The organism is Bacillus sp. FSL K6-6540, assembly GCF_038007545.1.
This window is the reverse complement of the sequence record NZ_JBBOXH010000001.1, coordinates 706989-721031: the sequence shown is the minus strand read 5'-3', so window position 1 is coordinate 721031 and position 14043 is coordinate 706989. Positions and strand designations below refer to the sequence as shown.

The following is a 14043-nucleotide window of genomic DNA, read 5'->3' as shown; positions in this document are numbered from 1 at the left end:
AGCATCCTGGTGCTTCCTTTATTTTTGCAGCTTGGTTCAAACGTTTGCACTAATCCCTTAAGGAGGATGATCATGTCAACCCTATCCGCTTGTTTATTCGATCTGGACGGCGTGCTGGTGGATACCGCCAAGTATCACTACATTGCCTGGAAGCGTCTTGCCGGAGAACTCGGCTTTGAATTCACGGAGCAGGACAACGAACGCCTGAAGGGTGTAAGCCGCATGGCTTCCCTCGATATTCTGCTTGAGGTTGGCGGAGTATCGCTGGATGAAGACGCGAAGCTGGCGCTGGCCGAGAAGAAGAATGCTTGGTATGTCGAGTATATTTCCAATATGGACGAATCCGAGATTTTGCCTGGAGCCCTCGAATTTATCCAAGCTTTGAAGGACCGCGGCATCAAGGTTGCGCTGGGCTCCGCCAGCAAGAACGCGATGCTGATCCTGAACAATACCGGCCTGACGCCTTACTTCGACGCCATCATCGATGGAACGAAGACCAGCCAAGCGAAGCCGGATCCCGAGGTATTTACGCTGGGAGCTCGCGAGCTTGGCGCCCGGCCTGACGCCTGTATCGTATTCGAGGATGCCGAGGCCGGAATCGAAGCCGCCATCCGCGCGGGAATGCGCAGCGTCGGCATCGGCTCGCCCGAAACCTTGGGGCGCGCCAACCTCGTCCTTCCTTCCCTGGAAGAGTTAACGGTGGACCGACTGCTGGAGTTATAAGCGTGTGAGCACATGCGTTTACAGCATTCAGCAGCATCATCCCATATAGATATGCAACCATTTTTCCTAAACCTAAAGGAGCCGATGATTGTGAAACAATATTTAAAGCTTGATGAATGGTCAATTATTGAAGAGGGCTTTGATCCTCACACGCATGAAATCTCAGAGAGTATCTTCAGTATCGGTAACGGATTCATGGGCCAACGCGCCAACTTTGAGGAGTCCTACAGCGGTTCCTCCCTGCAGGGCAGTTACATGGCCGGGGTGTATTATCCGGATAAAACCCGCGTAGGCTGGTGGAAGAACGGTTATCCTGAATACTTCGCCAAAGTGCTGAACAGCACCAACTGGATCGGCATCGGCATTGAAATCGACGGCACGCCGCTGGATTTGGCCAAATGCACGGTGAAGGATTTTGTGCGCGAGCTGAATATGAAGGAAGGCTTCCTCTCCCGCCGCTTCACCGTTGTCATGGAAGACGGCAAGGAGCTCCAGATCGAGGCGGTTCGCTTTGTCAGCATTGTACGCCACGAGATCGGTGCCATCCGATATGCCGTAACGCCGCTTAATTTCGCTGGAGAACTTACGGTTACGCCTTATCTCGATGGCGATGTGAAGAACAAAGACTCCAACTATGACGAGAAGTTCTGGCTGGAGGTATCCAAGGAAGCCGCGCAAGGCTCGGCCGCATTGACCGTAAAAACCAAAAAGCTCGATTTCCATGTTACCTCCGTTATGTCTTATTACCTTGTTAAGAACGGGGCGAAGCTGGATCTTCAAGCCGAGCTGATCGAGAAGGAGAAATATGCCGCGAACCGCGTAAGCGTCCCCGTATCCGAAGGCGAAGCCGTTACCGTCTATAAATACGTGGCCAACGTCACTTCCCGCAATCATGGATTCGGCGAGTTGGTGGATGCTGCGCGTGCCGTGCTGGAACCGGCGGTGGAGACCGGATTTGAACAGCTGCTGAAGGAGCAGGCAGATGCCTGGGGCGACAAATGGAAGGAAAGCGATATCGTCATCGAAGGCGATGTGGCGGCCCAGCAAGCGATCCGCTTTAACATTTTTCAGCTGAACCAAACCTACAGCGGCGAAGACGACCGCCTGAACATCGGGCCTAAGGGCTTTACCGGGGAAAAATACGGCGGCAGCACCTACTGGGATACCGAGGCTTATTGCCTGCCGTTCTATCTGAGCACCGCCGATGCCAGCATCTCGCGCAACCTGCTGATCTATCGTTATAAGCACCTGGAAAAGGCGAAGGAAAATGCCAGAAAGCTCGGCTTCACCAAAGGGGCGCTCTATCCTATGGTGACGATGAACGGCGAGGAATGCCATAACGAGTGGGAGATTACGTTTGAAGAAATCCACCGTAACGGCGCGATTGCCTATGCCATCTATAACTATGTCAATTATACCGGCGACTTCTCTTACCTCGGCCAATACGGTCTGGAAGTGCTCGTGGAAATCTCCCGTTTCTGGGAGGAGCGCGTGAATTACGTGCCGGCGAAGGACCAGTATATGATGCTGGGCGTTACCGGCCCAAACGAGTACGAGAACAACGTCAACAACAACTGGTATACCAACCGCATTGCCAGCTGGACGATGGAATACACGCTCGACGTGCTGGAGTATTTGAAAGAGAATGAGAATTCCCGCTATGCCGAGCTTACGGCGAAGCTTGCCCTGCAGGATGCCGAAACGGCCAAATGGCAGGATATCATCAGCAAAATGTACTACCCGGTAGACGAGGAACTCGGCGTCTTCCTGCAGCAGGACGGTTTCCTTAACAAGGAGCTGGTTCCGGTGAAGGAATTGGACCCTGCCCACCTGCCGCTGAACCAGAACTGGTCCTGGGACCGCATTCTGCGTTCGGTGTACATTAAGCAGGCCGACGTGCTGCAAGGATTGTTCTTCCTTGGCGACCGGTACGATCTGGCTACAAAAAAACGCAACTTCGACTTCTATGAACCGTTCACGGTACACGAGTCCTCCCTCTCGCCATGCGTACACTCCATTCTCGCGTGCGAGCTCGGGTACCAGGAAAAGGCGTACGAGATGTACCTTCGTACAGCCCGCCTGGATCTGGACAACTACAACAACGATACCGAGGACGGCTGTCATACGACCAGCATGGCAGGAACCTGGATGTCGGTTGTGCATGGCTTCGGCGGCCTGCGCGTGAAGGACGGCGTATTGCATCTGAACCCGTTCATTCCGGGGCATTGGTCCTCCTTCTCCTTCAAGGTGATGTTCCGCGGATCCCGCCTGAAGGTTAACGTCAAAGGCCATGAAACCCTCATCGTAAACGAAACGGATACGCCCGCTGTCCTGAACGTGAACGGCAAGGAATACGCCATCAGCGGATTTGGAGAGGTAACGGCTGCAAGATAAAAGGCACTGGAGCTTCAATGCGCCGGCCCATACAAAAACAAGAGCCCTGGAAAATCTTCCAGGGCTCTTGTTTTTACAGAAAACGGGCTCCTCTACATCATGGCTCATTCTTGAAGAACCCGTCTTCGTCCATGTCAGGCATCATCTGCAGGTTCGGTTTCAGCCATAAGCCGGGATCAGATAAATGCCATCGCTTTGCGCCTCCGTGCGGGGGAAATGCCGATTATGTATGTTATGAATAGATCAGTTGAGTATGAGGATCACGCGGAGGGCGCTCGGCTGGCTTCCCAAACAAATACCCCTGCGAAAGCTCGATCCCGATATCTCGGCAAAAATGAAACTCCTCCCGTCTCTCGATGCCTTCTGCAAGCACCATGGCCCCAAAATCATGAGCCATGTTCGTGATCATTTCGAGCTGCTTCTGCTGGGCGGGATTTCGATCGCAATGGTCGATAAGACTCCGGTCGATCTTCACATAATCCGGCTTAAGCTTAATCATCTGCTCCAATGTGGAATAACCTGCGCCGACGTCATCCATGGCTACCGAGATGCCGTGGCTTCGATATACCTCGAATATCGATTGCAAATGCTTCACATCGTCGATTCTCTCGGTTTCCACCACCTCGAATACGAAATCCCTCGGATCCAGATGGAGCCTGTCGATCGTATTGAAGGTGTGGCTCAGACACATCTGCGCATCGTATATCGAGGACGGCAGGAAATTCACGAACCGCTTCACGCCGATCGGAAGCCACTCGGCACTGGTCTCAATCGCACTGGTTCGTGCCGCCTGGTCCAGAAATGAATGCAGTCCGGTTTTTCGGGCTGTCTCAAACAGCTCGTACGGCTGGAAACGGGGTCCCCACTCTACCGGTCGAAGGAGAAATTCATAGGCCACGATCTGCTCGGATGGATCCACGATAGGCTGCATGTAGCTCGTAAACTGCTTATGTAAAATGACATTCACCATATCATAATGCTCCATCTGCAGTTCGAACTTCTGCATAGGGATCCACGAATGCCGGATTTGCGGAGCTCCTCCACGGGTAACACAGAAGGACAGCTCTTGACGAATCTTCAGCGGAAGGGGTTGCAGACACTCGATGATGGAGATCAGGTCCGCTCGTACCTTGTAGTTCACAGCACAACCCTCATTGTTCTCTTGTACCGCGTAGCCGTTCACTGCCAGCAATTGAATAAGCTCACCACTTGCAGGCTTCATATGAATGGTCCCCTGGTCCTCAATCGGTTCAAAGGTGCTGCAATTGTCGCAAATCATGTTCGTCCTCCTTGGCAAGCTAGCTCTCACTATGCTTCTTATCGGCATTTTGAATATGATTTCTTTGCATTTTATGGATTTTATATCGAAGTTATGACCTATTTTGCGAGAAATGCGCAAGATTCGTGCAATGATTGCGCTAAATTCTACAATAATCGACTTATATTGCTCTTAACAACAGATTGTCGATATCCGAATCTTTTATCTATTCGACTTTTTGATCCAACAGCTGCAGCAGCATCGTTCGTTCCACATCGAAATGCCAGCGGGCGTTTCGCTCTTTCGCCGCATACATCGCTGCATCCGCGCGACCGATCAGCTCTTGGTCGTTCCTGGCATGATCCGGATAGACCGCGATGCCGATGCTCGGCGTGGTTCGGACCTCATGCCCTTCCAGCTCATACGGCTCGCTCAGCATCGTCCAGATCTCTTCCGCCATCCAGATCAGTTCCTGATCCTCGCCGGCCGGATGAATCACTACCGTAAATTCGTCCCCTCCTAAACGGGAAACCAGAACGCCTTTGGATTCAAGGGTTTGAAGACGGGTCGCGACCTTACGAATCAGCAAATCGCCGGCACGATGGCCGTAGCGGTCATTCACTCGTTTAAAACGGTTCATATCCATATACAGCAGCCCAACGCGGGAACCCGCACGGTCCGCCTCCTGCAGCGAGCTCGACAGCCTCGCGTTAAAGTAGCGGCGGTTATAGAGTCCCGTAAGATCGTCGCGATGCGCCAAGGTCTCGCTCTGCATCAAGCTTTGATGCAGCCGGTCAAACAAGCGGTCATTCTCGAACTGGATCAGGATCTGCCTGATCAGAATCAGGATGACGCAGAGGGATAAGCCGGTAAAAAGCCCGTTCCATCCTCCGAACCGCTGCACCATAAGGGCAAACATCCCGCCAAGCACGCTGTAAGGAAGCAGATATCTTACGATCAGATTTCCGAACGAACGGGGCTCCCTCTCATCCAACGATTGATTTCGGGCATCGGGAGCTGACCGCCCTCCTGCCAAACCAATGATGAATACCGATAACGTATACAGTGGGTACAGGTATGAACGAACTTCAACACCCTTATAATCGACGAGATACATATGCAGAACATCGGCGGCAATGTACATGCTCCCGCCAAGGCATATCAGGAAGACTGCCCGTTTCCTTAGCTGCCCTGTGTTAAAATACAACACCAGGGTGAAGAAAATAAGCACCGTTGCGCACAGCGGGTACAGCATGTCCACCCACAGCTTTCCCCACAAGGCTTCATTCGCCAAACCGTTAAGCTCGGGCTTGATGAAATATTCCCAGCCTACCGTCATGACCGTTATGCCAACGATCACGATATCCAGCATAAACCGAACTCCCCGAAACGAACCTTGAACGTGCCGGAACAAATAAATGAGGGAACCTGCAAACAGGATGATTTCGAATCCCCAGAATAATTGAGTCAATATTGTCCGGGAAGCGCTCTCTTTCCCCAGCCAAAAATAACAAGCATCGATGATTCGAGCCGAGGCATCCGCCATCAGCCCGGCACTTGCGATAAGCCAAAACCTTCGAAGATGCGGCTCGTAATGCCGACTGATCCGTAGTAAATAGACGGAAGCGGCAGCGGAAGCCATAATGACTAGAACACGCTGAAGCAATAAAGCATCAGGCATCCACAGAACGGTCATTATCTGAATGAATGCATATATGATGGCGAGTCGAATCCACAGATGATCTGCTGGAGTTGGACTCATAAGCATTCCTCCTCGGCCAAAAGGCAAGCTTTCTTCAATGCTTGTTTGTTAGGTCTTTTGAATTAATAGTTATAGTTCTCATGATACTTTTTACCCACCTAAAAGTAAAGATGAGGAAATGAAAGAAAGACCATCGATTCTACTCTATTAAACCATCGCCCTCCAAAAGCTTTCCGTCCTCAAGACCCACTTGACGTATAGGAATTATATGATAATATTTCAGTCATATCTCATATGAATCGGAAAGGGTGTTTAGCCTTGTCACAGAAACGATTGGATCATGTCGGCATTGTCGTCCGGGACCTTGAAGCCACGATTGCTTTTTACACAACCGTCGTCGGACTTGAACTGAAAGATCGCCTTACCCATACCAATGGCGTCATCCAGCTGGCATTCCTCGGATTTAACGGCAGCGACGAAACGGAAGTCGAGCTTATCCAGGGTTACAGCGACACGCTTCCCGCAGAAGGCACCGTCCATCATTTCGCCGTCAGCACCGATAACATCGAAGCGGAATATGTGCGCGTACAGGGACTGGCCGTACCTCATCTTGACGAAGAAATCGTAACGCTTCCGAACGGGTACCGCTATTTCTTCGTCCACGGTCCCGAAGGAGAATGGATTGAGTTCTTCCAGCGCTAACCGCTGGCGAACAGGTTCCTTTCAAAATGCTTCATCCCGTGAATGGTTAACGGGGTTCATTCTTCCAACCGCACAAGCCATGTCCAATACGAAGACCTGCCTCGTTCGCATCCCTTCCGAACTAGACAGGTCTTTGCGTTAGGACTATAATAACGGATGTAACGTCCGAAACTTCATAAATCCCGGGGGAGCTGGAATTTGGCCGGCTGAGAGTGTATCCGATGATACTGACCCTTACACCTGATCTGGGTAATGCCAGCGTAGGAAGTCCATGTTTGCGGCAGCTATGATTTGCCGTGGTATACACTTACGCCGTCATGCGTCCTGATATCATTCAGGGCGCTTTTTTTGTGGAGTTAACGAGGTCATAGAAAGAGAAAGAGAATTCAAAGGAGAGAAGACACGATGAAGAAGGGAAAATGGATCGCACTGCTTCTCGCTTGCGCCCTGCTGATGGTTGCGGCGGGATGCGGTACAGGCGGACAGAACGAAAATACAGGTACCGAAGGCGCAGACGGCCAGGCAGCCGAAAAGCTCCGCGACGTACAGCTGATGCTCGATTGGTCGGCCAACACAAACCACACCGGACTGTATGCAGCCAAGGAGCTCGGGTATTATGAGGAAGAAGGGCTTAACGTCCAGATCGTCCAGCCGGGGGCGGGCGGAACGGATACGCTGGTCGCATCCGGCAAGGTGCCGTTTGGCATCAGCTACCAGGAAGGCGTCACGCTTGCCAGAACCCAAGGCCTGCCGCTTGTCTCCATTGCGGCGATTATTCAGCATAATACATCCGGCTTTGCCGCCCCCAAGGACAAGGGGATCGTCAAGGCTGGCGATTTTGAAGGGAAATCCTACGGCGGCTGGGGCTCGCCTGTTGAGGAAGCCGTCATGAAATCCATCATGGAGATCGACGGTGCCGATGTCAGCAAAGTAAATATGGTTAACATGGGCGATGCCGATTATTTTACGGCCGTCAAACGCGATATTGATTTTGCCTGGATCTTCTATGCCTGGACCGGTATCGAAGCCGAGCTCCGGAACGAGCCGCTTGACATGATCTATGTGAAGGACTACTCCGAGCAGCTTGACTATTACACGCCGGTGATCGTAACGAACGAGAAGCTGATCCAGGAGGACCCGGAGCTTGTCAAAGCATTCATGCGGGCGACCTCAAAAGGATACGACTATGCGATTCAACATCCTGAGAATGCGGCTGCCCTGCTGACGAAGGCCGTTCCCGAACTGGATGCCGAGCTGGTTCTTGCCAGCCAGAAATGGCTGAGTCCCCGCTATCAGGATGATGCTGCCCGCTGGGGCGAGCAGAAAGCCGAAGTATGGTCGGGGTATGCAGACTGGATGTTTGAACGCAAGCTGCTCGAGAAGGAGCTTGATGCGGACAGCGCCTTCACCAATGAATTTTTACCGGAGAAACCATAGGATGCATTTAATTAGGAAGAGAAACGGCCTGTCCGGCAGGCTGCCTCTCTTCCATTACAATATAGCTTGCATGAAAGGATGAGTTTAGATGGCAAACACCCTCTTGAGCATACAAGTGATACCCAGAACGCCAGATGGAGGCGACAGCATTCCTTATGTGGATGAAGCGATCCGGGTCATACAGGAGTCGGGCGTGAAATACGAGGTCCATGCGCTCGAAACCACCTTGGAAGGAGAGCTTTCCGAGCTGTTGAAGATCGTTGAGCGCATGCATGAGGCGTTGGTGAAAGCGGGAAGTCCCAGCGTCATATCCCAGGTCAAAATCGCGCACCATCCGGGCGGCATCAGCATGGATAAGCTGACTGAGAAATACCGTCCATGAGAAAAGGCTGGTGGAGCTCCGTTTGGCCGCCCGTTGCGGCGGTCCTTTTCTTTTTGACGGTATGGCAGGCCGCGGTATCGGTATTCGATATAGAGCCGTATATTTTGCCGGCGCCGACGGCCATCGGGCATGAAGCCGCCACCGGCGCCTCCGGCCTTTTTCAGCATACGCTGGCCACGCTGCAATTAACCCTGGTCGGATTTATGATCGGTACGGCGATCGGCCTTGTCATCTCGTTGGCCCTGCATCTGGTGCCTTTTCTCAAAACCGCCCTTTATCCGCTTCTTATTCTTAGCCAGAACGTGCCGACGATCGCTCTCGCCCCGCTCCTCATGATTTGGTTCGGCTTCGGCATGCTGCCCAAGGTTATCGTGATTACCCTTGTCTGCTTCTTCCCCGTAGCCGTTGCCGCCCTGGACGGACTGGCGCGTACCGACCGCACCATGATGAATTACATGCAGATGGCGGGAGCCACTTCATGGCAGATCTTCACCAAGCTGGAGCTGCCGCATGCGCTCCCCTCCATCTTCTCAGGGATCCGCATCGCGGCCACCTATTCGGTCATGGGGGCCGTGATCGGGGAATGGATCGGCTCGGACCGGGGCATCGGCTACTATATGATGCTGCAAAAATCCGGCTACCGCACGGACCGGGTGTTTGTTGCCATTCTGATCATCGTCCTGCTCAGCCTGCTGATGGTGCTGCTGATCACCCTGCTGGAGAAGCGCCTGATCCGCTGGAATCGAAAAGGTTAAAACCACGGTGAACAGACATTTTCCAACCTATATAAAAGGAGGCTGTTTAGCGACATGACACATCAAGTATCCCTGCCGGATCATGACTGGCAGCGCCAGTCATCTACCGCGGTCCCGCCAGCGCCTGCCCTTGAGGTTCGCAGCCTTCATATCACCTTCCGCGAACGGCGCAGCGAAGTGCACGTGCTGGATGGCCTTTCGCTTCAGGTGCAGCCCGGGGAATTCGTCTCCTTGATCGGTCCTTCAGGCAGCGGAAAGAGCACGCTCTTCCATATCATCGGGGGGTTAACGGCTCCGGATGCAGGCTCCGTACTCATGGACGGTCAAGACGTGACCGGAGAGAAAGGCCGCATCGCCTATATGCCTCAACAGCCGGCCCTCTTCCCTTGGCGTACGGTGGAGGACAACGTGCTCCTTCCCGAGGAGCTGAGAGGCACCTCGAAAACCACCGCCAGGGAAAATGCCTGCAGCTGGATGGAACGGGCCGGACTTGCCGGCTTCGAGAAGGCGTATCCGCATACCCTTTCAGGGGGGATGCAGCAGCGGGCCGCCTTTCTGCGCGCGCTGATGAGTCCGCAGGAAGTTATGTGCCTGGACGAACCGTTCAGCGCGCTCGACGCGCTGACACGCAGCGATATGCAGCGCTGGCTGCTCGATATCTGGGAGGATACGCGCCGTTCGGTGCTGATGATTACCCATCATATCGAGGAAGCGCTGCTGCTCTCGGACAGCATCTATATCCTGTCGGCGCGGCCCGGCACGATCCTGAAACGGGTGGAGGTCCCTTTTCCCCGTCCGCGCAGGGAAGACATCCTGAACGACCCGTCCTTTATCGCGCTAAAAACCGAAATCTCCGCCATCATGCGCGAAGAACAGCACAAGCGTTGAGCCGCATAGGCAGGATACAATTGCCTAAGCTCCAGTATCCATCATTCAAGAGCGCTCCTTGGAGGCGAACAAGCGAGGTGATATAACGATGAAATCATTCACGCAGACGGAAACGAATCTCCCTCTGCTGGACACCCATATTCATCTGGATTCTTATGCCTTCTCCGATCAGCAAACGATTCTTGCGGATATCCGCAAAAGCGAAGTTAAGACCATCATCTCCGTTTCCATGAACCTGGCTTCCAGCAAGCGAAACCTGGAGCTGGCCAGGGAGTACGGACCGTTGGTGCGGCCGGCATTTGGTTATCATCCGGAACAGCCCGTCCCTTCCCCTGAAGAAACCAAGGAGCTGCTGGATTGGATGGCTAATCATGTCGACGACATGATTGCCGTCGGAGAGGTCGGCCTGCCCTATTATGCCAGACTGGAAGCCGAAACGGAGGGTCGGCCGTGGGATAACCGCCCTTACGAATGCCTGCTTGAGCAATTTATAGCATTTGCGAAGCGGCATCATAAACCGGTTATACTGCACGCTGTATATGAAGATGCGGATACCGCATGTGATTTGCTCGACAAATATGGCGTCACCCGCGCCCATTTCCATTGGTTCAAGGGCTCCCGTGACACCTTGCAGCGGATGGCGGATAAAGGCTGTTATATCTCCTTCACGCCCGACATTCTTTATGAGGATGAAATTCGCGATATTGCCCGTATGTATCCGGAGCATCTTGTCATGACCGAAACCGACGGCCCTTGGCCGTTCGATGGCCCGTTCACCGGACAGATGACCCATCCTAAGATGACGGCTTCCGCAGCGGCGGCATGGGCCGAGCTTCGCGGGCTGACCGTTTCCGAGGCTCGCAGGATTTTTTACGAGAATGCGGTTAGACTTTACGATCTATAAAAAAAAGAATTCCCGTTCCATTCAAGCCGGTTGTTTACGCAATCGGTTTGTTTTCTTTAAGGAACCGGTTATATTGGTTAATCAGTTCATCGAGCACGATCGATTGCCTGAGGACTTTAGGATGGTTAAAATCACGATACCGCTGCTTCATTTTATGAAGCTTGTTTCTTTCCTGCTCGATATCAAACCTAATGCCTTCCTTCGTTTTCATGACTTTTTGTCCTCCCCTCATGTAATATTTTATGCTTTAATGTAAAATTATAGGATGTTTGATGTTAGACATCAGGGGCCTAAAATTGAAAGGGACAGGTCCAAGAAACAAAAAAACCACAATGCGAGCTCACTCGCATTGTGGTTTGGATTTCGGTTATTTCACAAATTTCTCCTGATACGCCTTCGAGATCTCCTCTGTAATCTCCTTCATCTTCGGATCGCTTTTAATCGTTTCGATCAATTTATCGTACGATTCAACCGGTTCCTTGCCGGTGATGACCATGACCCGCATATCCTCTACTTTCTTGGAAATCTCGGGATAGTATTTGTTATAGGCTTCGGAGTAGAGCTCGCCTGAAGGATTCGGCACCTTAACCGTCTTGCGCTCCGTAACGATCTCTACGTTTCGTTCATACACCTCGTCCGGCATCCCTACCGCATTGATAGCCATATCGTCGCTGACGAGGTGAATCATATTGTTCAGGTTTCCATCTCCCGTCTTATCGGTGACGGCTTGCGGCGTTGCGACCTTCTTTCCGTTCTCCAGATTGTAATGGACGCCTTCGATTCCGTAGGTCAGCATCTCGTTTCCTTCTTGGCTGTAGCCATAGTCGAAGAACTCGAGGATCTTCTTGACTTTGGCCTCAGGCACTTTCTTCGGAATGAGGTACACGCCATAGTACGGGGAGCCTGAAGGCGTATACTTCACCCCGTTAGCATTCTCCAAGTAAGCAAGTGGCATCAAATCCGCCTTGGGATCAACGTCCTTCACGGCTTTGCCGGTTACCCAGGCATGGTTCATGGACATGCCCCCAACCCCTGCCTTGGCGCTGCGCATCGTATCCATCACCTGGGAGAACTTCATGATGGCAAAGTCTTTGGGGAACAGGCCCTCGTCATAAGCCTGCTTGATCCACAGCATGGCCTCCCTTGACGCGTCCGACGTAATAATCGGAGACAGGGTGTTATCCGGCTGGAGCTTCCAGGCCCCTTGCGTTTCATTAAAGATATTATAAATATACGCGAGCGCGCTCGGATTAGCGGCATACGGGATCTCATCCGCCTGTCCGTTACCATTCGGATCCTGTTCCTTGAAAGCTTTTAACACATTATGGAACTCATCCAGCGTTTTTGGCGTTTCCAGCTGAAGGGCATCCAGCCAATCCTTGCGGATCATCGGGAACACCCCGCCCCCATAGCTTGGGTAGTAACGCGGAATCACGATGTTCTTGCCGTCCACCTTGGTGATTTCCCACATTTCCTTCAGCTCTTCGCGATTTAAATTGGGGTAGTCTTTGAGAAAAGGGGTCAGATCCCAGAAGACTCCCTGCTTCAGCATCTTCTGCAGCTGCGGGTTCTGCATCGTTTCCACGAAAGTAACCTCCGGAAGGTCGCCGGACGCAAGCATGACATTGATTTTCTCTTCGGCCGTGGATGGGGACAGCCACGTAATATTCAGCTTGGTATTGGTGCGTTTCTCCAGCTCTTTCCAAAGCGGATTCGTGTTGTCTATGAATTCGGTGGCATAATTCAAGGTCTGTATCGTGATGCTTGTAGGTTCACTGCTGTCTGTCCCGCCCTCGCTGCCGCTCGAGGGACTCCCGCCGCGGCTGCCGCATGCGCTAAGCAAGAGCGAACTTGCTAAGAGCAGCACCCCCGACATTTTCAGAAACGACTTGCTCGGCTTTGCATCCATTTTTTTCATCATTAGACCTCCCTGTTTATGATACCTCTTCCCTGACTGACCATGTTGGAAAAAGAAAACCGTATATCGGATCATTCCTTGACGGAGCCCACCATCGCCCCTTTGGCGAAGTGCTTCTGCAGGAATGGATACACTAACATGATTGGAACGGTAGCAATGACGACCGCTGCCATTTTCAACGTTTCCGTCGGAACCGGACGGTTCACCTGGAAGGCAAATCCCCCGCCGCTTCCCGATCCCATTGTCGTGGGATCCACCAGCATATTTTGGAGCAGCACTTGCAGCGGCCACATCTTCTGGTCATTAATAAACATCAGCGCGTTGAAGTACGTATTCCAATAGCCGACTGCGAAGAACAATCCGAAAGCCACCAGCGCCGGCAGCGACAAGGGCAGAATGATTCGCCAGAACACGCCGATATCATTAGAGCCGTCGATCATCGCGGCTTCCTCCAGACTGTCCGGAATGCTGTCGAAGAATCCCTTCATGAGCAGCACATACCACGCGCTCGTCAAGCTCGGCAGGATCAGCGACCAGACGCTGTCGATGAGCCCCACATTTCGGACGACCAGATACAGCGGAACCAGCCCCGGCGTGAAGAGAAAGGTGATTAACACCATAATCATGATCGCCTTGCGAAACCGAAGCCGTTTTCGGGACACCGCGTAAGCCATCCCCCCGGTAACGAGCAGACTGAGCATCGTGCCGACCGTGGCCAGGAACACGCTTATGGAAATCGAGGTGACAAACAACCCGTTGGACAGTAAATGCTTGTAAGCATCCAGCGTCCAATCCCGCGGCCATAAGATCAAGCTTCGTTGATAATACTCCACCGGATCGGTAAATGACAGAATAACGGTATAGTAAATCGGAAATATCGTTGCCAAACCGATGATCAGCAGCAGGCCGTTGTTTACGAAGCCGAAGAGCCCGGTTTTCCATCCTTTCTCATGCATGCTTTACTCCTCCTTGTCTTCGCC

At 52.5% G+C, this 14043-nt stretch carries 13 protein-coding genes and 1 riboswitch; of the genes, 8 read left to right on the top strand and 5 right to left on the bottom strand.

Annotated elements, in window-relative coordinates; genetic code table 11:
* Positions 1 to 72 precede the first annotated feature (72 nt).
* Complete coding sequence (pgmB, locus tag MHH82_RS03100; RefSeq protein ID WP_340963172.1) at positions 73 to 723, top strand: beta-phosphoglucomutase; 651 nt, start codon at positions 73 to 75, stop codon at positions 721 to 723.
* 90 nt (positions 724 to 813) lie between these two features.
* On the top strand, positions 814 to 3117 hold the full coding sequence (locus MHH82_RS03095) for a glycoside hydrolase family 65 protein (RefSeq protein WP_340963170.1): 2304 nt from the start codon (positions 814 to 816) through the stop codon (positions 3115 to 3117).
* Between the two features lie 232 nt (positions 3118 to 3349).
* Here the strand turns inward: MHH82_RS03095 and MHH82_RS03090 are convergent, their stop codons facing one another.
* Complete coding sequence (locus MHH82_RS03090) at positions 3350 to 4396, bottom strand: EAL domain-containing protein (RefSeq protein WP_340963168.1); 1047 nt, start codon at positions 4394 to 4396, stop codon at positions 3350 to 3352.
* A 205-nt stretch (positions 4397 to 4601) separates the two neighbouring features.
* Positions 4602 to 6137 carry a GGDEF domain-containing protein gene (locus MHH82_RS03085; RefSeq protein ID WP_036664657.1) on the bottom strand — a complete coding sequence of 512 codons (1536 nt, stop codon included), beginning with the start codon at positions 6135 to 6137 and terminating at the stop codon, positions 4602 to 4604.
* Between the two features lie 258 nt (positions 6138 to 6395).
* Between MHH82_RS03085 and MHH82_RS03080 the strand changes: the two genes are divergently transcribed.
* From MHH82_RS03080 to MHH82_RS03055, 6 genes are all read left to right on the top strand, one after another.
* Positions 6396 to 6779, top strand: a complete 384-nt coding sequence (locus tag MHH82_RS03080) for a VOC family protein (protein ID WP_012818801.1) — start codon at positions 6396 to 6398, stop codon at positions 6777 to 6779.
* Between the two features lie 174 nt (positions 6780 to 6953).
* Positions 6954 to 7063, top strand: a riboswitch (TPP riboswitch).
* 121 nt (positions 7064 to 7184) lie between these two features.
* A complete protein-coding gene (locus MHH82_RS03075; protein WP_340963162.1) occupies positions 7185 to 8216 on the top strand; it encodes an ABC transporter substrate-binding protein in 1032 nt (343 codons plus the stop codon).
* A gap of 88 nt (positions 8217 to 8304) precedes the next feature.
* Positions 8305 to 8598, top strand: coding sequence for an MTH1187 family thiamine-binding protein (locus MHH82_RS03070; protein ID WP_009594139.1), 294 nt, complete (start codon positions 8305 to 8307; stop codon positions 8596 to 8598).
* On the top strand, positions 8595 to 9353 hold the full coding sequence (locus tag MHH82_RS03065; protein ID WP_340963159.1) for an ABC transporter permease: 759 nt from the start codon (positions 8595 to 8597) through the stop codon (positions 9351 to 9353). The genes MHH82_RS03070 and MHH82_RS03065 overlap by 4 nt, the downstream gene beginning before the upstream one ends.
* Positions 9354 to 9407: 54 nt before the next feature.
* Positions 9408 to 10241 (top strand): ABC transporter ATP-binding protein, encoded by an 834-nt coding sequence (locus MHH82_RS03060; RefSeq protein WP_340963156.1) that lies wholly within the window; start codon positions 9408 to 9410, stop codon positions 10239 to 10241.
* Positions 10242 to 10329: 88 nt separating this feature from the next.
* Entirely contained in the window at positions 10330 to 11145 is an 816-nt protein-coding gene (locus MHH82_RS03055) for a TatD family hydrolase (RefSeq protein ID WP_012818796.1), read from the top strand.
* Positions 11146 to 11179: 34 nt separating this feature from the next.
* On the opposite strand, the gene MHH82_RS03050 is transcribed toward MHH82_RS03055, so the two are convergent.
* The 3 genes from MHH82_RS03050 to MHH82_RS03040 all read right to left on the bottom strand — a co-directional run bounded on the left by MHH82_RS03050 (position 11180) and on the right by MHH82_RS03040 (position 14019).
* Positions 11180 to 11356 carry an aspartyl-phosphate phosphatase Spo0E family protein gene (locus tag MHH82_RS03050; protein ID WP_009594144.1) on the bottom strand — a complete coding sequence of 59 codons (177 nt, stop codon included), beginning with the start codon at positions 11354 to 11356 and terminating at the stop codon, positions 11180 to 11182.
* A 156-nt stretch (positions 11357 to 11512) separates the two neighbouring features.
* A complete protein-coding gene (locus MHH82_RS03045) occupies positions 11513 to 13063 on the bottom strand; it encodes an extracellular solute-binding protein (RefSeq protein WP_012818795.1) in 1551 nt (516 codons plus the stop codon).
* 71 nt (positions 13064 to 13134) lie between these two features.
* Positions 13135 to 14019, bottom strand: coding sequence for a carbohydrate ABC transporter permease (locus MHH82_RS03040; RefSeq protein ID WP_009594160.1), 885 nt, complete (start codon positions 14017 to 14019; stop codon positions 13135 to 13137).
* Between the last annotated feature and the right edge of the window lie 24 nt (positions 14020 to 14043).